Source organism: Streptomyces sp. NBC_00878 (assembly GCF_026341515.1).
GTDB lineage: Bacteria > Actinomycetota > Actinomycetes > Streptomycetales > Streptomycetaceae > Streptomyces.
In genome coordinates this window covers 4,905,778-4,929,239 of sequence record NZ_JAPEOK010000001.1, presented here as the reverse complement: position 1 = coordinate 4,929,239, position 23,462 = coordinate 4,905,778, and the positions used below count along the sequence as shown (strand labels likewise).

General features: G+C 68.7%; 27 protein-coding genes. 19 read left to right on the top strand and 8 right to left on the bottom strand.

The features are described from left to right. Nucleotides 1–140 precede the first annotated feature (140 nt). Nucleotides 141–1,151, bottom strand: coding sequence for a hypothetical protein (locus OHA11_RS20810; protein WP_266507329.1), 1,011 nt, complete (start codon nt 1,149–1,151; stop codon nt 141–143). A gap of 169 nt (nt 1,152–1,320) precedes the next feature. Between OHA11_RS20810 and OHA11_RS20805 the strand changes: the two genes are divergently transcribed. Beyond that, the gene (locus OHA11_RS20805; protein WP_266498504.1) at nt 1,321–1,980 is read left to right on the top strand and encodes a TetR/AcrR family transcriptional regulator; all 660 of its coding nucleotides are present in this window, start codon (nt 1,321–1,323) and stop codon (nt 1,978–1,980) included. Nucleotides 1,981–2,020: 40 nt separating this feature from the next. Here OHA11_RS20805 and OHA11_RS20800 read toward each other — a convergent pair whose 3' ends face one another. Next, complete coding sequence (locus OHA11_RS20800) at nt 2,021–3,043, bottom strand: LacI family DNA-binding transcriptional regulator (RefSeq protein WP_266498502.1); 1,023 nt, start codon at nt 3,041–3,043, stop codon at nt 2,021–2,023. A 23-nt stretch (nt 3,044–3,066) separates the two neighbouring features. Next, nucleotides 3,067–3,891 (bottom strand): response regulator transcription factor, encoded by an 825-nt coding sequence (locus OHA11_RS20795; protein WP_266498500.1) that lies wholly within the window; start codon nt 3,889–3,891, stop codon nt 3,067–3,069. Nucleotides 3,892–4,167: 276 nt separating this feature from the next. Between OHA11_RS20795 and OHA11_RS20790 the strand changes: the two genes are divergently transcribed. The 8 genes from OHA11_RS20790 to OHA11_RS20760 all read left to right on the top strand — a co-directional run bounded on the left by OHA11_RS20790 (nt 4,168) and on the right by OHA11_RS20760 (nt 10,011). After that, complete coding sequence (locus tag OHA11_RS20790; protein WP_266498498.1) at nt 4,168–5,085, top strand: alpha/beta hydrolase; 918 nt, start codon at nt 4,168–4,170, stop codon at nt 5,083–5,085. A 64-nt stretch (nt 5,086–5,149) separates the two neighbouring features. Beyond that, on the top strand, nt 5,150–5,404 hold the full coding sequence (locus tag OHA11_RS20785) for a MoaD/ThiS family protein (protein WP_266498496.1): 255 nt from the start codon (nt 5,150–5,152) through the stop codon (nt 5,402–5,404). Between the two features lie 7 nt (nt 5,405–5,411). Further along, the gene (locus OHA11_RS20780; protein WP_266498494.1) at nt 5,412–6,866 is read left to right on the top strand and encodes a hypothetical protein; all 1,455 of its coding nucleotides are present in this window, start codon (nt 5,412–5,414) and stop codon (nt 6,864–6,866) included. A gap of 129 nt (nt 6,867–6,995) precedes the next feature. Then, a complete protein-coding gene (locus OHA11_RS20775; RefSeq protein ID WP_266498492.1) occupies nt 6,996–7,766 on the top strand; it encodes a DUF2993 domain-containing protein in 771 nt (256 codons plus the stop codon). Between the two features lie 360 nt (nt 7,767–8,126). After that, nucleotides 8,127–8,234, top strand: a complete 108-nt coding sequence (locus OHA11_RS48535; RefSeq protein ID WP_353962954.1) for a putative leader peptide — start codon at nt 8,127–8,129, stop codon at nt 8,232–8,234. A 159-nt stretch (nt 8,235–8,393) separates the two neighbouring features. Then, nucleotides 8,394–9,233: a sulfurtransferase gene (locus OHA11_RS20770; protein ID WP_266498491.1), complete on the top strand. Its 840-nt coding sequence runs from the start codon at nt 8,394–8,396 to the stop codon at nt 9,231–9,233. A 36-nt stretch (nt 9,234–9,269) separates the two neighbouring features. Then, entirely contained in the window at nt 9,270–9,557 is a 288-nt protein-coding gene (locus OHA11_RS20765; protein WP_093780197.1) for a DUF1416 domain-containing protein, read from the top strand. A 193-nt stretch (nt 9,558–9,750) separates the two neighbouring features. Then, nucleotides 9,751–10,011, top strand: coding sequence for a DUF3099 domain-containing protein (locus tag OHA11_RS20760; protein WP_266498489.1), 261 nt, complete (start codon nt 9,751–9,753; stop codon nt 10,009–10,011). 94 nt (nt 10,012–10,105) lie between these two features. Here the strand turns inward: OHA11_RS20760 and OHA11_RS20755 are convergent, their stop codons facing one another. After that, the gene (locus OHA11_RS20755) at nt 10,106–10,468 is read right to left on the bottom strand and encodes a DsrE family protein (RefSeq protein ID WP_067020456.1); all 363 of its coding nucleotides are present in this window, start codon (nt 10,466–10,468) and stop codon (nt 10,106–10,108) included. Between the two features lie 234 nt (nt 10,469–10,702). On the opposite strand from OHA11_RS20755, the gene OHA11_RS20750 reads away from it, so the two are divergent. The 3 genes from OHA11_RS20750 (at nt 10,703) to OHA11_RS20740 (ending at nt 12,831) form a co-directional block, all read left to right on the top strand. Continuing rightward, nucleotides 10,703–11,278 (top strand): FABP family protein, encoded by a 576-nt coding sequence (locus OHA11_RS20750; RefSeq protein WP_266498487.1) that lies wholly within the window; start codon nt 10,703–10,705, stop codon nt 11,276–11,278. Nucleotides 11,279–11,320: 42 nt separating this feature from the next. Next, nucleotides 11,321–11,794 carry a Fur family transcriptional regulator gene (locus OHA11_RS20745; protein ID WP_266498486.1) on the top strand — a complete coding sequence of 158 codons (474 nt, stop codon included), beginning with the start codon at nt 11,321–11,323 and terminating at the stop codon, nt 11,792–11,794. Nucleotides 11,795–11,856: 62 nt separating this feature from the next. Next, nucleotides 11,857–12,831 (top strand): folate-binding protein YgfZ, encoded by a 975-nt coding sequence (locus OHA11_RS20740; protein WP_266498485.1) that lies wholly within the window; start codon nt 11,857–11,859, stop codon nt 12,829–12,831. 89 nt (nt 12,832–12,920) lie between these two features. Here OHA11_RS20740 and dtd read toward each other — a convergent pair whose 3' ends face one another. Next, the gene (gene dtd / locus OHA11_RS20735; protein WP_266498484.1) at nt 12,921–13,346 is read right to left on the bottom strand and encodes a D-aminoacyl-tRNA deacylase; all 426 of its coding nucleotides are present in this window, start codon (nt 13,344–13,346) and stop codon (nt 12,921–12,923) included. 378 nt (nt 13,347–13,724) lie between these two features. Between dtd and OHA11_RS20730 the strand changes: the two genes are divergently transcribed. Then, on the top strand, nt 13,725–14,303 hold the full coding sequence (locus OHA11_RS20730) for a hypothetical protein (RefSeq protein ID WP_266498482.1): 579 nt from the start codon (nt 13,725–13,727) through the stop codon (nt 14,301–14,303). A gap of 335 nt (nt 14,304–14,638) precedes the next feature. Then, complete coding sequence (locus OHA11_RS20725) at nt 14,639–15,895, top strand: GNAT family N-acetyltransferase (protein ID WP_266498480.1); 1,257 nt, start codon at nt 14,639–14,641, stop codon at nt 15,893–15,895. A gap of 257 nt (nt 15,896–16,152) precedes the next feature. On the opposite strand, the gene OHA11_RS20720 is transcribed toward OHA11_RS20725, so the two are convergent. Further along, nucleotides 16,153–16,338: a hypothetical protein gene (locus tag OHA11_RS20720; protein ID WP_266498479.1), complete on the bottom strand. Its 186-nt coding sequence runs from the start codon at nt 16,336–16,338 to the stop codon at nt 16,153–16,155. A 204-nt stretch (nt 16,339–16,542) separates the two neighbouring features. On the opposite strand from OHA11_RS20720, the gene OHA11_RS20715 reads away from it, so the two are divergent. After that, entirely contained in the window at nt 16,543–17,451 is a 909-nt protein-coding gene (locus tag OHA11_RS20715) for a winged helix-turn-helix domain-containing protein (protein WP_266498478.1), read from the top strand. 169 nt (nt 17,452–17,620) lie between these two features. On the opposite strand, the gene OHA11_RS20710 is transcribed toward OHA11_RS20715, so the two are convergent. Next, entirely contained in the window at nt 17,621–17,809 is a 189-nt protein-coding gene (locus tag OHA11_RS20710; protein ID WP_266498475.1) for a hypothetical protein, read from the bottom strand. A gap of 263 nt (nt 17,810–18,072) precedes the next feature. On the opposite strand from OHA11_RS20710, the gene OHA11_RS20705 reads away from it, so the two are divergent. Together OHA11_RS20705 and OHA11_RS20700 are read left to right on the top strand one after the other, a co-directional pair. Further along, nucleotides 18,073–18,957 (top strand): winged helix-turn-helix domain-containing protein, encoded by an 885-nt coding sequence (locus tag OHA11_RS20705; RefSeq protein ID WP_266498474.1) that lies wholly within the window; start codon nt 18,073–18,075, stop codon nt 18,955–18,957. Further along, nucleotides 18,957–19,694, top strand: coding sequence for an HAD family hydrolase (locus OHA11_RS20700; protein WP_266498472.1), 738 nt, complete (start codon nt 18,957–18,959; stop codon nt 19,692–19,694). The genes OHA11_RS20705 and OHA11_RS20700 overlap by 1 nt, the downstream gene beginning before the upstream one ends. Here OHA11_RS20700 and OHA11_RS20695 read toward each other — a convergent pair. Further along, the gene (locus tag OHA11_RS20695) at nt 19,685–19,873 is read right to left on the bottom strand and encodes a hypothetical protein (RefSeq protein ID WP_266498471.1); all 189 of its coding nucleotides are present in this window, start codon (nt 19,871–19,873) and stop codon (nt 19,685–19,687) included. The genes OHA11_RS20700 and OHA11_RS20695 overlap by 10 nt on opposite strands. A 194-nt stretch (nt 19,874–20,067) precedes the next feature. Here OHA11_RS20695 and OHA11_RS20690 point away from each other — a divergent pair, with 194 nt between their 5' ends. Together OHA11_RS20690 and OHA11_RS20685 are read left to right on the top strand one after the other, a co-directional pair. Beyond that, nucleotides 20,068–21,027 carry a GntR family transcriptional regulator gene (locus tag OHA11_RS20690; RefSeq protein WP_266498468.1) on the top strand — a complete coding sequence of 320 codons (960 nt, stop codon included), beginning with the start codon at nt 20,068–20,070 and terminating at the stop codon, nt 21,025–21,027. A gap of 302 nt (nt 21,028–21,329) precedes the next feature. Next, on the top strand, nt 21,330–23,432 hold the full coding sequence (locus OHA11_RS20685; protein ID WP_323186773.1) for an aminoglycoside phosphotransferase family protein: 2,103 nt from the start codon (nt 21,330–21,332) through the stop codon (nt 23,430–23,432). Nucleotides 23,433–23,462: the final 30 nt, after the last annotated feature.

The window sequence follows — 23,462 nt, the reverse complement described above, 5'->3', positions numbered from 1 at the left end:
GAAGTCCTTGCTCTGGAAGCCCCTGTTCTGGGAGCCCAAGAGCATGCGGCCGGTCCTCGCGAAACGCGCAGGGCCGGCCGCTGCCTTTCGCGGCAGGATCCCGAGCAGTGGTCACCGTGCGCGGGGCCTGTCACCTTCGATCAGCTCCGATACCGTTCTGCCACCGCCGCGAAGGCGGCCTTGGGTTCCCATTCCATGTCGGGGTAGGTCTGCCCCCGGTGCCCTTCGAGGAGTTTGACGATGCCCAGGCCGGCCCGGTCCAGGTCGTCCCTGGGGTCGCCGTCGGGGCGGTGCGGGTAGCCGGGCAGGGCGAACAGGAACACGAACGCGCTGTCCACGCCCTCGGTCTCGAAGATCTCCAGCAGTTCGCTCAGATACGCGGCCTGGCCTGCCTCGTCACGCTCGTACACGCCGTTCAGCCGTACGGGGGCCCTGGTCCGAGGGTCGTGCTCGACCACTTCCAGCACCCGCCCGCCCCGGTCTCCCGCGCCGCGGTAGGCCGCGGTGCCGAACCCGGTGATGGCGAGCGGCTTCGGGCCCCGGGCCAGGGTGCGCACCGCGTCCCGGAACCGGTCGGCGACCTCGGCGGAGCGGATCAGCTCGAACGTCACAAAGTCGAAGGGGGTCCAGTCGACCTGCTCGAACTGGATGGACGAGTAGGTGAGTTGGCCCTGGAAGCGCGCGCGGACCGTGGCCGTGGCGTCGCGGAGGAACGCGTTGATGCGCACACCGAGGTCGCGCATCGCTTCGGCCCGCCGCTCGGGCCGGCTCATCAGCTGCTCGACCCGGTCCTCGGGGTTCTCTCCGGGCAGGAACCCGCGGTTCATCACGCTCAGCTCGACTCCCGTGACGAACACGACCGTGGCCCCCTGCTGCCGGAGCCGTTCCGCCCGCTCGGCGCAGTCGCGGAAGAGCGTGAGGATCTGCTCCGGGTCCAACTCCAGCGGATAGGGCGAGAACCAGACCTCCAGGCCGAGTTCGGCGGCGGCGCCGGCGGCCAGCTCCAGCCGGTCCGGGTCGCCGCCGATGATCTGGACCGCGTTGCAGTGCAGGTCGTCGCGGATGATGGCGAGCTCGCGCCGGACCACCGCGGGGTCGAAGTGCTCGCGCGATATCTGGCCGTGTACGACGAATCCGGTGTCGTAGGTCATGCCTCTTGCCCGCATGGTGACGTCCTCTCTGTCTGTCCCCGTCGGGTCTGCCGGTCGGTCCCGGTCGGGTCAGCCGGTCTCGGTCGGGTCGAGGCTGACAGAGAAAAGTGCGTGCACGCAAGTTTGCGTACACGCACTTCTGTGTGGAACCGTGTGGAACACTGACACCGTGACGACACCACCACCGGGGCCGGGGCTGCGGGAGCGGAAGAAGCAGGCCACGCGCGTGGCGCTGCGCGAGGCGGCCCTGCGCCTGGCCGTGGAGCGCGGACCGGACCAGGTGCGGGTCGAGGACATCGCCGAGGCGGCCGGGGTCTCGCCGCGCACCTACAACAACTACTTCGCCAGCCGCGAGCAGGCGATCGTCGCCGCTGTCACCGCGGACCGGGAGGCGCGGATCGCGGCGGCGGTCGCGGCCCGGCCTCCAGGAGTGCGCCTGGCCGACGCCGTCACCGAAGCGGTGGTCGAGCAGTACACGAACACCGGTGAGCGCGAACAAGAGGCGCTGCTGCTGATCACCACGCGGACCGCGCTGCGCGACGCGTTCCTCGACACCACCGCCGGCATCGAGACCCCTCTCACAGCGGTGATCGCCGAACGCCTGGGTGACGCCGGAGCGCACACGGCCCGCGTTCTCGGGGCGAGCGTGGCCGCGGCGGTCCGCATCGCGCTGGAAGGCTGGCTCCGCCCGGACGGGAACACGGGGCCCGGAAACTTCAGCACCGGAGGACTGGTCGTACCCTCCGGCTCACTGCCCGACCAGCTCCGCACGGCGCTGGCCCCACTCGCCCCCGCATTCGACGCCGCCGAACACCGCACCCACCCGTGAGGTCAACCCGGCTTAGGGGGCGACCCACCCACCCGAGCCGCTACCCACACCCGCAAGACCGCCGCACAACCAACTGCGACGGGAACAACTTCAACCGCTCCCGCCGAGCGCCGGCGACCCGCACCCCGTCATCGAGAACGAGATCGACAGCCGCCCGAGCCATCCCGGACCGATCGCTCGCGATCGTGGTCAGCGGCGGATCGGTCAACGCCGCTTCCTTGATGTCGTCGAACCCGGCGACAGCCAACTCCCCCGGCACATCGATCCGAAGCTCGCGCGCGGCCCGCAACAGCCCGACCGCCTGGTCATCGGTGGAACAGAAGATCGCCGGCGGCCGATCCGGCCCGGCCAGCAGCTCAAGACCGACCTTGTACGCGTCGTACCGGTTGTAGGGCGCCTCGAAGACGCGGCCCTCGGTCGACCGCCCGGCCTCCCGCATCGCGCGCCGCCAGCCCTCGATGTGGTCGGAGACGGGGTCGCCGACGGTGGGGGTCTCCGCGACGCCGCCCAGACAGGCGACGTACTCGTACCCGTGCTCCAGAAGATGACGTGTGGCGAGCTGCGCGCCGCCTATGTCGTCCGTGACGACGGCGACGTCGTCGATGGCCTCGGGCCGCGCGTGCATCAGCACCACCCGGGCGTCCCACGCCTCGATCTCGGCGGCCGCGTTGTCGTTCAGCGCGTTGCTGACGAGGATGAGCCCCGAGACCCGCATACCGAGGAAGGCCCGCAGATAGTGGACCTCGCGCTCACCGACGTAGTCGGAGTTGCCGACGAGCACCATTTTCCCGCGCTCGGACGCGGCCTGTTCGACCGCGTGCGCCATCTCCCCGAAGAAGGCCTGGCGCGCGTCCGGCACGATCAGGCCTATGAGGTCCGTACGCCGCGACGCCATGGCCTGGGCGACCCGGTCCGGCCGATACCCCAGCTCCTTGATCGCGGCGAGGACACGCTCGCGCGTGGCCGGGGCAACCGGCCGGGGTCCGTTGTTGATGACGTAACTGACGACGGCAGTCGACGTCCCTGCCAGCCGTGCTACGTCATCCCGAGTCACCTTGGCCACGCGCGGAGTCTACGCGGATGGAACTACCTCTGTGCAGGTCGTACGGGTTCCTGTTCCTCCACCGTGACCTCGGTGGTCTCGGTGGCGTCCAGGTGTGCCGTCTCGTCCGCGTCCGCGTCCTCCGGCTTCGGCTGGGCCGCCCTGGCCTTCGCCTCGTCCGTGATGCCGCGCTCCGCCTTCTCCGGCGTGACGAATCGGTAGCCGACGTTGCGGACGGTCCCGATCAGCGACTCGTGCTCGGGTCCGAGCTTCGCGCGCAGCCGCCGTACGTGGACGTCGACGGTCCGCGTGCCACCGAAGTAGTCGTAGCCCCAGACCTCCTGGAGCAGCTGGGCGCGCGTGAAGACGCGACCCGGGTGCTGGGCCAGGTACTTCAGGAGCTCGAACTCCTTGAAGGTCAGGTCGAGGACCCGGCCCTTGAGCTTGGCGGAGTACGTCGCCTCGTCGACCGACAGGTCGCCGTTGCGGATCTCCATGGGGGAGTCGTCGTTGACGATCTGCTGGCGGCCCATGGCCAGCCGCAGCCGTGCCTCGACCTCCGCCGGACCGGCGGTGTCGAGCAGGACGTCGTCGATGCCCCAGTCGGCGGTGACCGCCGCGAGACCGCCCTCCGTGACGACGAGGACGAGGGGGCAGCCGGGCCCGGTGGACCGCAGCAGCTGGCACAGGCTGCGGACCTGAGGCAGGTCACGCCGCCCGTCGATCAGGATGACGTCGGCACCAGGGGTGTCGACGAGAGCGGGTCCCTCCGCCGGAGCCACGCGCACGTTGTGCAGCAGCAGGCCGAGGGCGGGAAGCACCTCCGTCGACGGCTGGAGAGCATTGGTAAGGAGCAGCAGAGAACTCATCGCGCCCCACCTGCCTGGGTCGTGTCACGGTCATGCACGGTTCGCTCGGCCATAACGTCGGTTCCTCCTCGGTCCCTGCGAGGACGTTTGCGGCACTGCATCGAACTGTTGCGGCTTCCCGCGCCCCGGGGCGCCGCAGCTGCGCTCTCACGTCGCACTTTGTGTCGCGACTTCGCTCCGGGGCTCGTATACAGCGTTCGTATACAACGCTCCAGATAGCGCAAAAGGACCCGGGGGCTACGCTGCCCGAGTCCTCTGCCGAGCAGAATAGCCCACATGAACCTAGGTCCGGCAGGTCATGTGACGCGATCTTTGCTTCGTCCACACCTTGAGACAACCCTGAGGCCACCACGGCGGAGATTTCTGCGCACCGTCGACGGAGTCACGATCGATGCCGCGTACGACCCCGGAAGGGGCACGTCCGACACGTCCGGCACCACGGGCGACACCTCCGCCGACACCTCCGCCGACGCCTCTGTCGACGCTTCCGCCGACCTCGCCATCGTCGTCGCACACGGCTTCACGGGCGACTTGGAGCGGCTCCACGTGCGGCGGGCGGCGGCCGCCTTCACGCAGTACGGGGCGGTGGTCACGTTCTCCTTCCGGGGCCACGGGGCCTCCGGCGGACGTTCCACGGTCGGCGACCGCGAGGTGCTCGATCTCGCGGCGGCGGTGGAGTGGGCACGAGAGCTCGGTCACACCCGGGTGGCCACGGTCGGTTTCTCGATGGGCGGGTCGGTGGTGCTCCGGCACGCGGCCATCAATTCGGCGGGCGGCGAGGAGCACGAGGGGCGCACGGGAGCGCACGCGGACGCGGTGGTTTCGGTCAGTGCACCCGCTCGCTGGTACTACCGCGGCACGGCGCCTATGCGGCGCGTGCACTGGCTGGTAACCCGCCCGGTGGGCCGTGCCGTCGGCCGCTACGGCCTGCGCACCCGCATCCACCACCGCGAGTGGGACCCCGTTCCCTCCTCCCCGGTGGAGTCGGTGCCCCTCATCGCCCCCACGCCGCTGCTGATCGTCCACGGCGACCTGGACGGATACTTCCCGGTGGACCACCCGCGGATGCTGGCCGACGCGTCCGACGGGCACGCCGAACTGTGGCTGGAGCCGGGAATGGGCCACGCGGAGAACGCCGCGGACGACGAACTCCTGACCCGCATCGGGAACTGGGCCGCGGCGCACGCGGGCTAGCCTGGGCGACACCCATACACCGGCTGTACCGGCACCCACATATATCGAGTGATCGAGGAACCAGATGGCAAAGGGCACGGTGCGTTACTGGGCCGCCGCCAAGGCCGCCGCAGGCGTCGCCGACGAGCCGTACGAGGCGGAGACCCTCGCGGACGCGCTCGCCGCGGCCCGCGAGCGACACCCCGGCGAACTCGTCCGCGTCCTGCGGCGATGCTCGTTCCTCATCGACGGTGACCCCGTGGGCACCCGCGGACATGAGACGGTACGGCTGGCCGAGGGCGGCACGGTCGAAGTGCTCCCGCCGTTCGCAGGAGGGTGACGGGACGATGAGCGACCAGCCGTACGAGGGGCCGGGCCCGTACGAGGGGACAGGCTCGTACGAGGGGACCGGGCCGTACGAGGGCTACGACCCGTACCAGCAGCCGCAGCAGCCGCAACAGCCGCCGCCGTCGGAGTGGCCGGGCCATCAGGGCCATCAGCAGCAGTACGGGGCCGGAGCGGGGTCCGGCGCCGGGGCCGGACCCGAGGCCGACGCCGACGCCGACGAGCAGCAGTACACCCAGCAGTGGGAGGGCCAGACCTGGGAGACCCAGTTCCAGCCCACGATCCCGCCCGCCGCGCAGTCCGCTGCCCCGCCCGCGGACCCGGCATACCTGCCGCCGCAACAGGCTCCGCAGGGCCAGGGACAGAGCCAGGGACAGGGGCAAGTGCAGGATCAGTACGCGGCTCAGTACGACAGCCGGGGCAGCCAGGGCGGTCAGTACGGCGTTCAGAACGGCCAAGGCAGCCACGGGGGCCAGGGAGGCCAGTACGGCGTAGTGGGGCAGCCGATGCCGGCGGAGACGGGTTGGAGCCAGGCTGGGCACCCCCAGGGTGCCTACGGAAGCCACCAGACGCCCGCGTCCGCACCCACGCCCACGCCCACGCCCGCACCTACGCCAGTGCCCGGCGAACCAACATCAGCCACGGGCGACGCCTCCGCTCCTGGATACGGCCCGCCCACCGTCACAGGGAACTCCCGCCTCACCGCCGCCCAACGGGCCCGCGCGGAGGGGCGTTCGCCGATCATCGAGCCCGGCGTGCAGCCGGCCGCGCTGACGGCGGTACTCGGGCTGCTGCTCGCAGGGGCGGCGGTGGTCGGGGAGTACGCGCTGGTCGTACCGCTGGTGATCCTCCAGGCCGTGACCGCGGCGGGCTGGTTCCGGCTGAACGGGATGTGGCCCGCGCGGCAGGGCATCGCGCTCGCCTTCGCGGGGGCGCTCACCGCCGACGTAGCCGTGCTCGCGGACGGGCGGGACAACGCTCCCGCCGCCATCCTGGGCACCCTCGGCGTCTGGGTCCTGCTGACCCTGGTCCTCCAGCTCCGCAGCCACGCGTCGCCGGACGAGCGGATGCAGGGGCTGATGGCCACGGTCGCCTCGGCGGCGCTGGCGATCGTCGCGACGGGACACCTGGCCGCGGAGCCGGACGCGGTGACGGTGGGCGGACTGGCGGTCGCGGCAACGATTCTGGCCCGCGCGCTTCCGCTGCCGACGGTGGTGTCGGTGGCCGTGGCGTTGGCGGCGGGGGCGGGCGTGGGCGGTGTGGCGGGCGCAGTGACCGACCTTGGCACGGCGTCCGGCGCGCTCCTGGGCGCGGGGGCAGGTGTCTGCGCCCTGATCGGCCACCGAGTAGCCAGCTACGACTACCCGTCCCGCTTCGTCCACTTCACCGCGGGAGTAGCCCTCCCGTTGGCAGCGGCGGCCCCGGCTGTCTATGTACTGGGCCGGGCGTTGTCCTGACGAGGACGTTCTTCGCCCCCGCCCCTCCCCTGTCACAGCTGATCGACAACCCACCCCGCCCACCGGGCCGGAGGCCCCCGCAGGGTTACTCTCGCTCAGGAGACCGCCAAGGTGGGGGAACACGGAACCATGCGAGCACTGCGAATACTTCTGATCGTGACCGTCATCCTCGGCGGACTGTTCGTCATCGCCGACCGCGTAGCCGTCGCCTACGCCGAGGACGAGGCAGCGAACAGACTGAAGACCAACGAGGGCCTGGCAACCACCCCGAGCGTCTCGATCAAGGGCTTCCCCTTCCTCACCCAGGTCGTCGGCGGCGAACTGGACGAGGTGGAGGTCGGCATCAAGAACTACGAGGCCGACACCAGCGGCGCCGCGACCGGAGAGAGCGACACGTCCGCCGTCGACGTCCCCGACAAGATCCGTATCGACGACCTCTCCGCCCAGATGCGCGGCGTCGCGTTCTCCGGCGACTACAGCTCCGCGAAGGCCGCCTCGGCGACGGGCACGGCGACGATCTCGTACGACGAACTCCTCAAGGCGGCGAAGGCGGAGCCCGTGGACGTCGCGACCGGAGTCACCGCCAAGGTCGTCGGCCTCTCCGACGGCGGCAACGGCAAGATCAAGGTCGACGTGGAGGCCACGGTGCTCGGCAACAAGCTCCCCCGCCCGGTCTCCGTGCTGAGCTCGGTCAGCGTCAAGGGCGACACCGTCGAGGTGCGCGCGGACTCCCTCGCCAAGCTGGGTGTCCAGCTCGCCGAGGACCGGATCCGCCTGATCACCGACTTCCGGCAGGAGATCGACGGCCTGCCCGGCGGCATCCAGCTCGACAAGGTCCAGGCGGCGAAGAAGGGTGTCGAGATCGCGGTGAAGGGTTCGGACGTCAGCCTCGTCGGGTAGTCGGGTAGGGAGCAAGGGCGTCCGGACACCGTGACGCCTTCACACACCGCCGACTCGGACGAGGGGCGAGCCGCCGCGGAAGAGCTGAAGACGGGACGAGCCTCAACGCTCGGACGATCCGCCGTCCGACGGACCGATCCGCCGTCCGAAAGGCGAGACGACCCCGTCCGAACAGCAGATGTACGAGCGAGACGACGAGACCTGCAACCCCTCCGGAGCCGGACGAGACCGGGAGGAACCCGGGAGAGACCGGGCGGGAAGGTGTTCCCCCACCCTCCCCATCCCACATCGCGGACGATCGTGTCTCAGCATGCGACACACCGGTGACATGCCCGCCTGTCCGTCCCTACGATCGACGCTATGCAGTGCAAATTGAGCGTCCTCCGGCCGCGGGGACAGGCGGATCTCACGAAGCGGCGGGCAGTAGACCTGTGCCGCGTCGCCGCCATGCTCTGTCGCACTTCCTGAGCGGAAGCGTTCGTACTTCCGCGAGCCGGGCCCTTCGACCTCTCTCGTCGGGGCCACCCCTGCGCCGCGTACGCCGCCGCAGCCGTCACCGTCGAGCGCGTACCAAGCACCCCTTTCTGACGCAACGCCCCGCCGCAACTGCCCCGGAGGAGAACGAGCATGAGCCGCAGCGACGTCCTGGTAGACGCCGACTGGGTCCAGGACCACCTGGACGACCCGAGCGTGGCCATCGTCGAGGTCGACGAGGACACGTCCGCGTACGAGAAGAACCACATCCGCAACGCGATCCGGATCGACTGGACCAAGGACCTCCAGGACCCGGTCCGCCGTGACTTCGTCGACCAGGCCGGCTTCGAGAAGCTCCTGTCGGAGAAGGGCATCGGCAACGACACCCTGGTCGTCCTCTACGGCGGCAACAACAACTGGTTCGCGTCCTACGCCTACTGGTACTTCAAGCTGTACGGCCACGAGAACGTGAAGCTTCTCGACGGCGGCCGCAAGAAGTGGGAGCTCGACTCCCGCGACCTGGTCGTCGAGGTGCCCGAGCGCGCCGCGACCGACTACAAGGCCAAGGCTCAGAACGTCGCGATCCGCGCCTTCCGTGACGACGTCGTGGCGGCCATCGGTTCGCAGAACCTGGTCGACGTCCGGTCGCCCGACGAGTTCAGCGGCAAGCTGCTCGCGCCGGCCCACCTGCCGCAGGAGCAGTCGCAGCGTCCGGGCCACGTCCCGTCCGCGCGCAACATCCCGTGGTCGAAGAACGCCAACGACGACGGCACCTTCAAGTCGGACGACGAGCTCAAGGAGCTCTACGCCGAGGAGCAGGTCGACCTCGCCAAGGACACGATCGCGTACTGCCGCATCGGTGAGCGTTCCGCGCTCACCTGGTTCGTGCTGCACGAGCTGCTCGGCGTGGAGAACGTCAAGAACTACGACGGCTCCTGGACCGAGTACGGCTCCCTGGTCGGCGTCCCGATCGAGCTCGGCGCCAACAAGTAATCCTCGAAGACAAGGCCTGAAGGACGGAAACGAAACATGTGTGGAGCGAAGGCCGGCGGCCCCGACGCCTCGACGATCAAGCCCGGTGAGACCACCATCCAGGGTCAGGTGACCAGGGACGGCGAGCCGGTGGTGGGCTACGTCCGCCTCCTGGACTCGACCGGCGAGTTCACCGCCGAGGTCCCGACCTCGGCGACCGGACAGTTCCGCTTCTACGCGGCCGAGGGAACCTGGACCGTCCGCGCCCTCGTCCCCGGCGGCACGGCCGACCGCACGGTAGTCGCCCAGACGGGCGGCCTGGCCGAGGTGGCCATCGCGGTCTGACCTGCTTGATCCGCTTGATCCGCTTGATCCGTCTGAACTGTCTGAACCGTCTGACGCGCTTGAACCGTCCGACCGTCTGAACCGCTGGACGGCAGACACCGTATAAACGGCCGAAGGGCCGCGCCCCGGGGAGTTGGACGCTTTCCGGTAATGGGGCGCGGCCCTTCGGCTTGCCCGGATCTACTCTGGACGTATGTACGCGCGACGGCGTCACGCCTACTTCGCCATGATGGGCACGTGCATCGGGCTGTTCGTGCTCGCCTGGGGAGTCGTGCGGCTCTGGTCGGTGCCCGTGGCCGTCGGCATGTGCGTGGTGGCCATGGTGATTCCCCCGCTCGCGGCGATGGTGGCCAACCGGCGTGGCCCCGACGACCGCTGGTGGGACGACCCGTCCGGCGACCCCAAGTCCGACGAGTGGTGGGACGAACTGGACGGCAAGAAGCGCCGACAGTGACCCGTCCCGGCCCCTCTGTCCCCACTCCCGTACTCCCCGGCGCTCCCTGTACTCCCCGGTGCTTCCCGGTGTCTCCGGTGCTCCCGGTCCTCGGTCAGTAGACGAGTGCCTGGGTCTCGTCCCCCAGCGCCTCCTGGACGAAGACCTGTGCGCCCGCGATCCGTACGCCCTCGATGACGTCCTTCTCCGTGATGTCGCGGCGGGCAGCGCACTGCGTGCAGAGGGTGAGGCGGCCCCCGGCCAGGATCGAGTCGAGCAGATCGGGGAGCGGGGCCGCGTGCGGCAGCTCGAACTCGGCGGCCCGGCCCGGCAGCGCGAACCACGCGGACTCGCCGGTCAGCCAGAGCGACACGTCCACGCCACTGGCCACGGCGACCGCGGCCACCGTGAACGCCTGAGAGCAGCGTTCGGGAGCGTCCGCCCCCGCCGTCACCTTGATCACGAGCTTCTTCGCCATGGGGCGAATGGTAGGGCCTACCTCAGGGAGAGCCCCGGTCCCCGCCCGACTAGAGTGGGGGCGGCTCTGCAACGCCAAACCACCGTGTCACCCCCGAGGAGCACCCCGTGCTTGAGTACTTCTTCGAAGCCCTGCTGGTCCTGGTCTGTGTCGGTGTTCTCGCCTTCACCGGGCTGGCCGTGAAGAAGCTGTACCAGGGCCAGCGCTGACCCCCATCAAGGAACTGCCGACCTCATGATCGAGATCCCGTCCGACCTGCACAAGGACCTCGTCCCCCTTGTCTTTCTCCTGGGCAACTGGACCGGCGCGGGCGTCCACGACTTCCCCGGCGACGAGAAGTGCAACTTCGGCCAGGAAGTCAGCTTCACCCACGACGGGCGGGACTTCCTGGAGTACCACTCGCACACCTGGGTCCTCGACTCCGAGGGCAACAAGGTGCGGCCGCTGGAGTCCGAGTCCGGCTACTGGCGGATCGACCAGGACCGCAAGGTCGAGGTCGTCATGGTCCGCGACGACGGTGTCGTCGAGGTCTGGTACGGCGAGCTGGCCGCCAAGAAGCCCCAGATCGACCTGGTCACGGACGCGGTCGCCCGCACGGCCGCCTCGGGCCCGTACAACGGTGGCAAGCGTCTGTACGGCTATGTGAAGAGCGATCTCATGTGGGTCGGCGAGAAGCAGACCCCCGAGGTTCCGCTCCGCCCGTACATGTCGGCCCAGCTCAAGAAGGTCGTCAGCCCGGAGGACGTCGAGCGCTGGGCCAAGGCCCTGCCCGACGACATGCCGGACGACGGGATCGCCTTCTTCAAGTAGTTCTCCGAGCAGTTCTCCGAGTAGTCCTAGACTTTCGGTGTGGTGAGCACTGGAAGTAGCACCGAAGGTACCGAAGGCACCGACTGGAAGAGCGATCTGCGGCAGCGCGGCTACCGGCTGACCCCGCAGCGGCAACTTGTGCTCGAAGCCGTGGACACCCTGGAGCACGCGACCCCCGACGACATCCTCATCGAGGTGAGGAAGACGGCGTCGGGGGTCAACATTTCCACGGTGTACCGGACCCTGGAGCTCCTGGAGGAGCTCGCGCTCGTCTCCCACGCGCACCTCGGGCACGGCGCGCCCACGTACCACCTCGCGGACCGGCACCACCATCTCCACCTGGTCTGCCGCGACTGCACGAACGTCATCGAGGCGGACGTCGAGGTCGCCGCCGACTTCACGGCCAAGCTCCGCGAGACCTTCGGCTTCTCCACCGACATGAAGCACTTCGCGATCTTCGGCCGCTGCGAGGACTGCACGGCGAGCGCGGCGAAGAAGGCCGCGAAGGCGGAGTAGGCCGCGAAGCGGCTCCCGGGGGAAATAAAAAGCGCGCCCACTCGGTCGTAGGCTGTGTGGATATGAAGAGCCCTCTGTTGTCCCTGCCCGGTGCCGTTCCCGCCGAGGGTGTGGACGAAGGTGTCGCCGCCCACTACGGAGACCTGTTCCGAGAACAGCGCGCCTTCGCCGACGGCACCGGATTCGTGGACCTCTCGCACCGCGGCGTGGTCACCGTCACCGGTGACGACCGGCTCAGCTGGCTGCACCTGCTGCTCACCCAGCACGTCAGCGACCTCCCGGCGGGCCGCGCCACCGAGGCGCTGGTCCTCTCCGCGCACGGCCACATCGAGCACGCGCTGTATCTCGTCGACGACGGGACGACCACCTGGGCCCACGTGGAGCCCGACAGCCAGGACGCGTTGATCGCGTACCTGGAGTCGATGAAGTTCTTCTACCGCGTCGACGTCGCCGACCGGACCGGTGATTTCGCGGTCGTCCACCTGCCGGCCGGCTCCATCGCCGAGGTCCCGGAGGGCGTCGTCGTCCGCGAGACGCCGTACGGGCGTGATCTGTTCCTGCCGCGTACGGACCTGGAGTCGTTCGCCTCTGACGTCGACCAGCACGGCCCGGCGGTCGGGCTGCTCGCGTACGAGGCGCTGCGCGTCGAGCACCACCAGCCGCGGCTCGGTTTCGAGACCGACCACCGGACCATCCCGCACGAGCTGGGCTGGATCGGCAGCGCGGTGCATCTGCAGAAGGGGTGCTATCGCGGCCAGGAGACCGTCGCCCGCGTCCAGAACCTGGGCAAGCCCCCGCGTCGGCTCGTCTTCCTGCACCTGGACGGCAGCGAGGTCCATCTGCCGCCGCACGGCGCGGAGCTCCGGCTCGCGGACGACGGGCCCGACGGGCGCAAGATCGGCTTCGTCACGACCTCCGTACGCCATCACGAGCTCGGGCCGATCGCCCTCGGCCTCGTCAAGCGGAACGTACCGCTGGACGCGCGGCTGGTGGCCGATACGACGGCCGCGGCGCAGGAGGTCGTGGTCGAGCCGTAGGGGGACGTTGGGGACGTTGGGCTGGATCTGTGGTGTGGAGGGTCCGCCCGGTACTGGTGGTTACATCTCGGTCCGCCCGGTACTGGTGGTTACATCTCCAGCAGCACGGTGAACGGGCCGTCGTTCGTCAGTGAGACGCGCATCTGCGCGCCGAAGCGGCCCGTCGCCACCGTTGCGCCGAGTGAGCGGAGCTGGGCCACGACCTCGTCCACGAGCGGCTCCGCCACGTCGCCGGGGGCGGCCGCGTTCCAGGTCGGGCGGCGGCCCTTGCGGGCGTCTCCGTAGAGTGTGAACTGGCTGATCACGAGCAGCGGGGCGTCGATGTCCGAGCACGACTTCTCGTCGGTCAGCATGCGGACCGACCAGAGTTTGCGGGCCAGTTGGGCCGCCTTCTCCTTGGTGTCCTCGTGGGTCACCCCGACGAGGACGCACAGTCCCTCGCCGTCGATCTCCCCGACGGTCTCACCCTCGACGACGACACTCGCGCCGTCCACTCTCTGCACCACCGCACGCATACGGGCCATCATGCCGTGCGTCGGGTTGACCTCGGTGTCCGGTCTCGTCGCTGCCTCGGCGTCGGCCTCCGTACGAGGGCTTTCTTATTGATGCTTACCCCCCATCTGGGGCCGATCGGGGGCACTCGGTCACATAGCGGCCACTTGGGGTGGCACGATGCTCACACGCGCCGGTCGAGGGGACGGTTGAGGCACATGAGCACACCGAGTACGGGGCAGTCACCCGGGGTCGTTTCGCTGATTCGGGGGGAGCCGCCGTCATCGCCATCGCCGTCTTCGCCGCCGCCGTCATTGCCACCGCGGTCTTCGCCGCCGCTGGCGTCGTCGTCAGTGCGTCCGGTCGCGGCGCGTCCGCCCACCCAGCGCACGGACAGTCCCATGCCTGAGGCGGCGTCCGGGCCCCAGCCCGAGTCCCAACCCCAGCCCCAGCCCCAGCCTGAGTCCGAGTTGGGCCGTCTGCGGTTGCCCGAACTGCGCACCCTGCGGAGGGATGCGCAGCGGGACGAGGCCGATCTGAGTTATGTGCGTCGGTTGTTGCAGGGGCGGATCGACATCCTGCGGGCCGAGTTGGGGCGGCGGGGTGCGCCGCGGCGGGGGCAGGGGCAGGGGCGTGAGGCGCGGATCGCCGACGACGCGTCCGTTGTGGAGCGGCTGTCGGAGATCCTGACGGATGCGCCGGCGCGGCAGCGGTCGTCCGCGCGGCACGTCACTGTGGGTACGCCCCACAGCGAGGAGTACCGGCGGCTGGCCGCGGACATGCTCGCCGAGGTCGAGCTGTCCGACCTGGAGGCGCGTACGGATCTGGAGTTGAACGCGGCGATGGGGCGGCTCGTGGGGTACGAGCAGGAGGTTTCGCGGCGGCGGCAGGAGTTGCAGCGGACGGCTGACGACTGCAGCGCTGAGATCGCCCGTCGCTATCGCGAGGGCGAGGCGCAGGTGGATGACTTGCTGATGTGACGTGTTCGGCCGCGGGTGCGTTGTGGCTGGTCGCGCCCCGCGGCGGAGCCGCAAATGTCACAGCCCCGCGCCCCCTCCGGCAGGGGACCACCCGGACCCCGGCAGGGGCGCGGGGAACGGCGCGAGCAACCGACGACGGTCGGTACACGGCGACGGCGGGAACGCCCCCGTCTTTTTAGGGGCGCGGGGAACTGCGCGACAAGCCCAGGGCGGTCCGCGGGCGACGTACAAGCGACGGGGGTCTGGGGGCGGAGCACCCAGTTTCGGGAAGGGGTGGGGTTGGGGAGGGAGAAAACCCCGCGACACCCCTCGGCACGTATGCCTAGCGTGGCCGCATGAGTTCGCGTCAGGACATCGACATACGCCCCATCCGCGAGGACGAGATCCGTGAGTGGATCCGCGCGATGAAAACAGGGTTCCAGCAACCCCCGTCCGTGTCGGACGCGGAGGTCAGGGACCGCAGCACCCATTTCGTGCCCGAGCGCACCCTGGGAGCCTTCGACGGCGGCCGATGCGTGGGCACGTTCCGTTCGTTCGCGCAGGAGATCACCGCGGTGGGCGGAACCCCCGTCGCGGCCGACGCCGTCACGAATGTGACCGTCACCGCCACCCACCGCCGCCGGGGCATCCTCACCCGGATGATGGCCCGGGACCTGGCCGCCGCGAAGGAGCGGGGCGACACCGTGGCGACGCTCATCGCCGCGGAGTACCCGATCTACGGACGGTACGGATTCGGCGCGGCCACGACGGGCGTCGAGTGGACGATCGACGTGCCGAGGGCGGGACTCGACCCGCGCTGGTCGGGTCCGGAGGACGGCGGGCGTATCGACCTCGTGGACGGCGACGGCGTACGGAAAATCGGTCCGGAGCTCCATGAGCGGCTCAGGCGCGTGAAGCCCGGCGTGGTCGGGCGAGATGAGCGGTGGTGGCAGGTCCGTACGGGCGGGCTGGTGCTGGACCCGGCATCGTGGATCGAGCCGTTCCAGGCCGTGTACCGCAACGCGGGCGGAGAGGTCGAGGGGCTGCTCACGTACACCGTGGACGACCACTGGGGGGACGTGAAGCAGCCGCTGGAGACGGCGAAGGTCAAGGACATGATCGCGGTCACGCCGGCCGCGGAGCGTGCCCTGTGGCGGTACCTGTGCTCGGTCGACTGGGTCACGAAGGTCAGGACGGGGATGCGGGCGCCGGACGACCTGCTGCCGCATCTGCTGCCGGATCCGCGTGCGGCGCGCATCACCACCCAGGCCGACCTGGTGTGGGTGCGGATCCTGGATGTCGGGGCCGCATTGGAGGCGCGTACGTACGGGGCGACCGGCTCGCTCGTCCTGGAGGTCGAAGACCGGGGAGGGCTGTGCGGGGGGCGGTATCGGCTGGACGCCTCTGAGGCGGGCGGGAGTTGTGAGCGGACCACCGCCGATGCCGAACTCACTCTGGGTGTGAGTGAGTTGGGGGCGTTGTGGCTCGGGGACGAGTCCGCGGTGCGGCTCGCGGCGTTGGGGCGGGTGCGGGAAGCACGAGCGGGCGCCGCCTCCTTGGCCGACGCCCTGCTGCGCACGTCCAGGCGACCGTGGTGCCCGGACATCTTCTGATTCGATCTTCTTCCGACTTCTTCCGACTTCTTCTGATTCTCCCGGTCCCTGGTCCTGGTGCTCCGTTCTGTGTCGGCGGGTTCTCCTCCGTTGATGGGTATTCAGTTGTGATCCGTAGCTGTTCAGTTGTGTTTTCCTGCGATTCAGTTGTTTGCCGCGGGTCTTGGAGCGATCCGCGGTCGTGCTGACTGACCAGGCTCCCGGCTCCCCTCCGGAAGGGAGCCCGGTCAGCCGGACTGGCGGACGGTGGCGTCCGGTCAGCCGGACTGGGCGAGCAGCATCACGAGGATCACGGCCCCGATGCCGCCGATCATGGAATTCTTGGCTTTGATGCCGACGGCGAGGGCGACGAAGGCGATGACGCCCAACGCGCCGAACTTCAGCTGGAGAAGCTGCTCGAAACCGACGGCGAGGGCAGCGACGATGATGGCGATGAGCGGCATGCGGTCCCTCCTTCGGGACGGGGAGGCGGACCCCCGCTGGGACCGTTCGCCTGGTCGAGGGCTTCGACTCTGGCGGCCAACCCCTGGGAAGCTTGACCATGTTGCTCAAGTTGGTAACCAACTTCACTGAACTTATCTCCGTTTGGATGCGTCTCATAACCACCTTCTCAATAACTGCCCAAAGATGGCGCGAAGTTGTAGGGTTTGGTTGTGGACCCGGAACACGTCGCCGTCAATGGGCGGAAGAGGTCACAACGGCCACAGAGGTCACACCGCGAGGTGGCCGAGGAGCTGCGCACCCGGATCAGGTCCGGTGAGCTGCGGCCTGGCCAGCGCATGCCCACACAGGCCCAGTTGGCCGACGAGTTCGGCGTCGAGCGCGGGGCGGTGCGGCAGGCCCTGCGCATCCTGCAGTCGGAACACCTGCTGTCCAACGTGTCCAAAGGGAGCCCGGCGACGGTCGCCCAGGACGTGGGACCGGCTCTGACCGGGCCCGGAGCTCCGCCGCAGCCCACCATGGTGGCGCTCGCGTCACGGATCACGGACGCCTTCTCGGCCCCTCATGTGGAGATCGACGCCCTGTGCCTGACGGCGGTCTCCCTCACTCTCGCGATGGGTGAGCCGTTGCGTCTCATCCACGAGGGGCGACTAAAACCGGCCAGGGTCGACGTCCGGGTGCTCCTGCCGTCCAGCGATATCGACCTCGCCTTCCCGGCACCCGTGGACGACACGGTCGACGACCGGCTGCAGCGCCGCTGGCTGGCCCACCGCAACGCCCAGGGCCAGGTCCTCAAGCACAACCTGCTGGCGTTACGGGCCACGCACGGCATCGACGTACACATCACGTTCCGGGCCCTGCCGTTCACTCCACCCGTGAAGCTGTATCTGCTCAACGGGTCGGAGGCGCTCTTCGCGTACTACACGCTGTCGCGGCGCGGCGAGGAGATCGACCACGAGTACCTGGAGATGTACGACGCGGAGGGGACCCAGTCCATGCTGTTCCCCTTCGAGCAGGGGGACGGCATGCGGGACACGACGTTCGTGGAGCAGTCCCATCTGTGGTTCAACGCACTGTGGGAGACCATCAGCTCCGAGCTGGTGCTCACGGGCTGAGGTCTCCCACGTATCCGTACCGGTACGGAAACCGGTATCCCACGTATCCGTACCGGTACGGAAACCGGTATCCGTACCGGATCTTCGGGTGGATCGTCCTCGCAGGTCATACGGGCCAGACGGGCTGTACGGGCCGTACGCGATATACGGGCCGTACGGGTTGTGCGGGTCACAGGGCCGGGCCGGAGAACATCAGGGCGAGGACGACGGCGCCTATCGAGCTGCACGTCGGGCTCTTCGCCTTGATGCCGACCGTGAGCAGCAGCAGCCCGACGACGCCGCCGGGGCCGTACTGCCATCCGACGAACTGCTCGAAGCCGACGACGAAGACGGCGGAGAGGAAGGCTATGGCTGGCATGGTGGATCCTCCTTCGGGGTCCTTCGAGGTCTTTCGGGGCGAGGGTGGAGCGGGGTGGGGCGGTGGGGCCTGTGGTGCTGAGGTGCGGGACGATGCTGGGGAGGTGCGGACACTTATCAGCTGCCAAGTACTTGTGAGAGGAGGCATGGATTCCGCCATCTTTCTTGAGTTGGTTGCCAACTATGGTTAAGTTATCCCCAGTTGGTCTCTACTTCAAAACAACTTTCAAACAACTCCCCTAAGATGGGGTGAAGTTGTAGCGTTTGGTCGTGACCCAGGAGAACGTGGCAGTGGACGGCACCAGAAGGCTCTCGCCGCAGGAGATCGCCGACATCCTGCGGGACCGCATCCGCGCGGGTGACCTGCGCGCCGGCGACCGCCTGCCCACCCAGGCCGAGCTGGCCGAGGAGTTCGGCGTGGAGCGCGGCACGATCCGCCAGGCCCTGCGGGCACTTCAGGACGAAGGCCGGCTGAGCAACGTCAGCAAGGGGAGCCCGCCGCGCATCGCGGACGTGACTCCTCCGCAGGGCGAGCCTCAGCCGACGATGGTGGGGTTGGCGCCGCAGTTGGCCGAGGCGTTCGCCGCGCCGCACGTACGGGTGGACGCCGCGTGCCTCACCGCCGAGACCCTGATGCTGGCCCTCGGCGAACCGGTTCGCCTGATCCACGAGGGCAGGCTCCGCCCGGAGTCGATCGACGTCCGCATCCTGCTGCCCTCCCGGGACATCAACCTCGCCTTCCCCGTCTCCGTCGAAGCGCAGGGAGACGGAGACCGGGATCCGGTCCACCAGCGCTGGCTGGAGATGCGCAACGCCCAGGGCCACGTCCTGCGCCACAACCTCAAGGCCCTGCGCTCCTCGCACGGCATCGACGTCAACGTGCGGTTCCGGGCGCTCCCGTTCACCCCGCCGGTGAAGCTGTACCTGCTCAACGGTGTCCAGGCCCTCATCGCGTACTACATGATCACGCGGCGGGAGGAGGCCGGGGACAGCGGCACGCTCGACATGTACGACGCCCTGGGCTCCGCCTCCCTCTTGTTCTCCTTCGAGCAAAGGGTCGGCCAACGCGACGCCGCCTTCGTCGAGCAGTCCCAAAAGTGGTTCGACGCCCTCTGGGAAACCATTACGACGGACCTGACACTCTCCTAGTGACTCCTGATACGAAGCAGACTGGTCCGGTGGCAGCAGAGACAGAGAACCTCCAGGAAGTGATCAAGCGCGCCCGCTTCGTGCTCTTCGACTTCGACGGGCCGATCTGTCGGCTCTTCGCGGGGCACTCGGCGGAGGACGTGGCGAAGGATCTGGTGGAGTGGCTGGCGCGGCAGGGGCTGCGCGGACTGCTGACCGAGGACGAGCGTGTCCACCCCGACCCGATGGCGGTCCTGTACGCGGTCAACCGGCGTCATCCGCACAGCGATCTGGTGGTCGAGCTGGAGGAACGGCTCACCCAGCAGGAACTGAAGGCGGTGCCCTCCGCCTGGCCCACCGAGTTCGCGGATCCGCTGATACGGACCTGGAGCGCGGTCGGCGCCCGGCTGGCCGTGGCGACCAACAACTCGCCGCGGACCGCGGTCAGTTACCTGGAGAACCGTGGTCTCGCCGACTGCTTCACCCCCAACATCTACGGGCGCACCCAGGACCTGCACCAGCTCAAGCCGGACCCGCACTGCCTCAACCGGGCCCTGAACGCCCTCGGCGCCGCCCCGCAGTCCGCGCTGATGATCGGCGACGCCCCTTCGGACTACGAAGCCGCTCAGCGCGCCGGTGTTCCCTTCCTTGGCTACGCGCGTAACGGCGACAAGGAGAAGGAACTGCGCGACGCGGGGGCCGAGGCCGTGGTGGGCTCGCTGGAACCGGTGCTGCGGGTGCTGCGGAGTCAGGCCTGAAGTTGAAGGGTCAGCAGAAAGAAGAGGCCTGCCGACCAGCAGGCCAATCGGGGGTGGCCCCCTCGGGCCCCCACCAGTGCGAGGGTCAGCAGGACCAGGCCCGCGTACCCGAGCGTCGATTGGACCAGCTGGGCTATCGCGAATTCGATGCCGACGCCCACTAGTTGGAAGAAGACCATGTTCCCCACCCCGTCCAGTTCAGCGGATCGATCAACTTGCGGTCCAGTTGGGCTGATTCTGTGTTGAGTTGAATGTTCCCTGACTGCTTGATCCCTTAACTGTCAGTCAATTTTGGATTGGTTGGGTGTAGTGCCGGGCCGCCAATGTGACTGGAAGCGGTTTGCTCGTGGGGTGGGCGAGGTACGGTCGCGGTGTGAGCACAGAACGCGGCGACGGAGGCGGCAAGGAGTTCGAGCGTGTCCTGGACGCGCTGCGTACTCGTATCGCCGACGGCACGTACGCGCTGAAGTCCCAGCTGCCCCCGCAGCGGGAGCTCGCCGAGGAGTTCGAGGTCTCGCGTGACACGGTCCAGCGGGTGTTGCGGGAGCTGAGCGCCGACGGATGGGTCAAGTCCCGCCAAGGCAGCGGGACAACGGTCGTCCACCACAGCCCGATCCACTCACGGATACGGCAGCCGGAGACGCCCCGGGTGCGTGCGGCCCTGGGGCCCTTCATCGCTCGGGCCTTCGCCCAGCCGGTCGTGCGGTTGGACGTGTTCACCCTCACGTCCGAGTCCCTGGACACCCACATCCGCGTGCAGGCGGAGCGCATCCGGCTCGGCGAGGTGGTTCCGCCCGAGCGCATCGAGTTGCGCATGCTGCTGCCTTCGGAATCTCTGGAGCTTCCGTATCCCCGCGCCAGGGAGACGGTCGGGGATGCGGACGTGCGGCGGGCACCCGATGAATTGGACCGGTTGCAGGAGCAGCTTCAGGAGCGGCTCCACGCCATCACCCGCAGGCACACCGAGTCGTTGCACGATGCCCTGATCGACCTGAAGACGCAGCACAAGGTGCCGTCGGTGGAAGTGGAGATCAGGCACGTACCGCTGGCCCCGTCGAGCAAGCTGTATCTGCGCCGGGACGCCGAGGTGCTGTTCGGACCATACGAGGTGGTGGAGCGCCCCATCCTGCTGGGTGGCGATACCGTCGACGCCCTGGATGTGCTCGGCCTCGAATCGAAGCTGACCCGTCACGTCAATGACGAAGGCGACTCGAACGCTCCGGGATCCATGTTCATCGAGAGTATGCAGTCCTGGTTCGACTCCTGCTGGAACCTCCTGGCCGAAGGCCCGCCGGAATCGCCGGAACCGGCAGAACCGCCTCTGAATCCGTAGGACTTCCGCAGGACTCGGTCGGCGTAAGGCTGAAGAGGTGGTGTCTCCGCTCAAGTTCGTATCGATCCGGCGGAGTTCGGTCATCGCCGTGGTGCTTGCCACTACTGTGTCGTTTTTCCACTTGCAGCGCATAAAGATCAGTGGTAACGCACAGCTATTCAGGAGTGACCGTGGGCAGTCCGCCCGTGCCAGCACCCGCCGTACTCGCTCTGGAAAGAGCGGCGGACGACGCGTATGGCAAGTTCGTGCACTATGCCAAAGAGCACGGATCGTTCGGCCGCGGACACCACAACCTGAACTACATGGTGCGGCCGCCCACGGAGGACGACTCGCGCCTCGTGGCCTGCGACGACGGTGAAGCGGTCACGGTGCGGGAGCGGATCCGGGCGGCGCTGCCCGTGGTCATCAGGACCTGGCAGGACGAGGCGGAGATCCTCAACACGATCTCCGGTGTCCTTCCGCATGTTCCGCGGTGTCTGGTCAAGCGCCGGGACGTGATCATCCTCAGCTATGTGGAGGGCGTGCCTCTCTCCAGCATCTGCCCCAACGGTAAGCCGGTGGACGGTGGACTGATCGCCGCCCTCGTGGGTCTCCTCGCGGACATGACGCAGGTGCGCAGGCAGCATCTTCCTCCGCTGCCCGCCTCCTGGCCCCGCTCCAGCCGGGACAGCCGAGCCTTTCTGCGGGCGCTGGCGTTCGCGGTCGAGGAGCAGATCAGACAGCGCAACTGGGCCGATTTCGGCGGGCTGTTCGCGATGCTGGGGATCCCCGACGACGCGATGGTGCGGTTCGCGGAACGGGTGCCGACGCTCATCAGGCGTCCGTTCAGCCTGCTCCACACGGACCTGCACCGGGACAACGTCATCGTCTCCTTCCAGGGTGATCCGCCCCTGATCTGTGTCGACTGGGAGCTCGCGACCTATGGCGACCCGCTGCATGATCTCGCCACCCATTTGGTGCGGATGCAGTACCCCGACTACCAGTGGCCCGAGGTCATCGAGGCGTGGGCCATGGCCATGGGCGAGCGGCGCAGCAAAGCCGTCAACGGCCTCGACCGGGATCTGAAGCAATACGTGGCCTTCGAGCGCGCCCAGTCGGTGTACCCGGATGTCATGCGCGCTGCCACCGGGCTCGGCGACTCGTTCGACCAGCGGGACCTGGACTCCGCGACAGGAGCGGTGTACCAAGCCCTGAAGGCTGCCGAGGAACCCCTGCGGCTCAAGAGCGTGCCGGACAAGACGGCGATCGAGCGCATCCTCTTCCGGTGGAACGAGTCCCACGGGGGCCGGCACAGCCGCGACAGATCTGTTTCCCAGATCCCCTGGCAACGTGATCCGCGGGTCCCGGAGCACCCCGAGTTCCGGGCATCGGCGGTGCAGGAGGCGCTGTTCGAGGAGGGGGCGGCCTCCTCGGACCGGGTGTTCAAGGGAACCGCGCATCTCAGCACGGCGGTCCGGGTGTCGGGGGTGCCGTTCCCGGTCATGGTCCGCCGAAAGGTGGGCTCGGCGAAACCGCTGGAACGCCGAGTGCTCAACGAACACGTCGTTCTGAGGACGATCGAGGAGTCGGGGGCTGCGGTGAGAGCCCCGAGGGTGCTGGCCCTGGGCTCCAGCGGTCTTCGGGACGAGTTCACCATCCACTCCTACGAGGGTCCGGCGGACGGCATCCGTCCGCCGGACCACCCCGCGGACGGGCTCCTGCCGTACGAGGCCGATGACCTCGTCGACCAGCTCCGCGCTCTGGCCCTCGTCGACTGCGAACAGCTCGATCCCGAGTTGGAAGGCCTGCACTTCTACTCGGGACGGAGTGGCGAACTGGTCCGCATGGTGACCGAACTTCCCAAGTCCACCCGGAATTTGGCGCGAGAGCTGGGCCTCCCCAGCAGCCACCGACTGGGTGAGATCCTCGACCGCCACACCTTGGTCCCGCGACGGCCCGTGCTCCTGCACGGCGACCTCAACCCGTGGAACCTCGTACGCCGTGAGAACGGTGGTCTGACCCTCATCGACTGGGAGATGGCGATGGTCGGTGATCCGCTGTACGACCTGGTCCGCCACATACATCTCACCCCGACGCGCCCCGAGATCCGTGGACGTCTGTTCTCCCGCTGGGTCCGTCTGCTGCCGGAGGACTGCACCAAGGGCTGGCTCGAGGACTGGCGTGTGTACCGGTGGATGGAAGTCATCCGCTCCGCCTACGTGGACCTCGACCGCCTCGTGACCGGCGACAGCCTGGATACCCCGAACGTCCGACGGGCGGTGGACTCCTATGCCATGACCCTGGCCGGAGCCATGGCCGGGCTGGGACTGCCAGACAGATCTGTGGCGAACCCCTATCTTGCCCGTGCACTGCCGCACGGACACCATGGAGACCTACGGACGGCTGGTTTCTCCGCGGACGTCTGACCTGCCGCCGGGCGCTTCGGCACGGGGGAG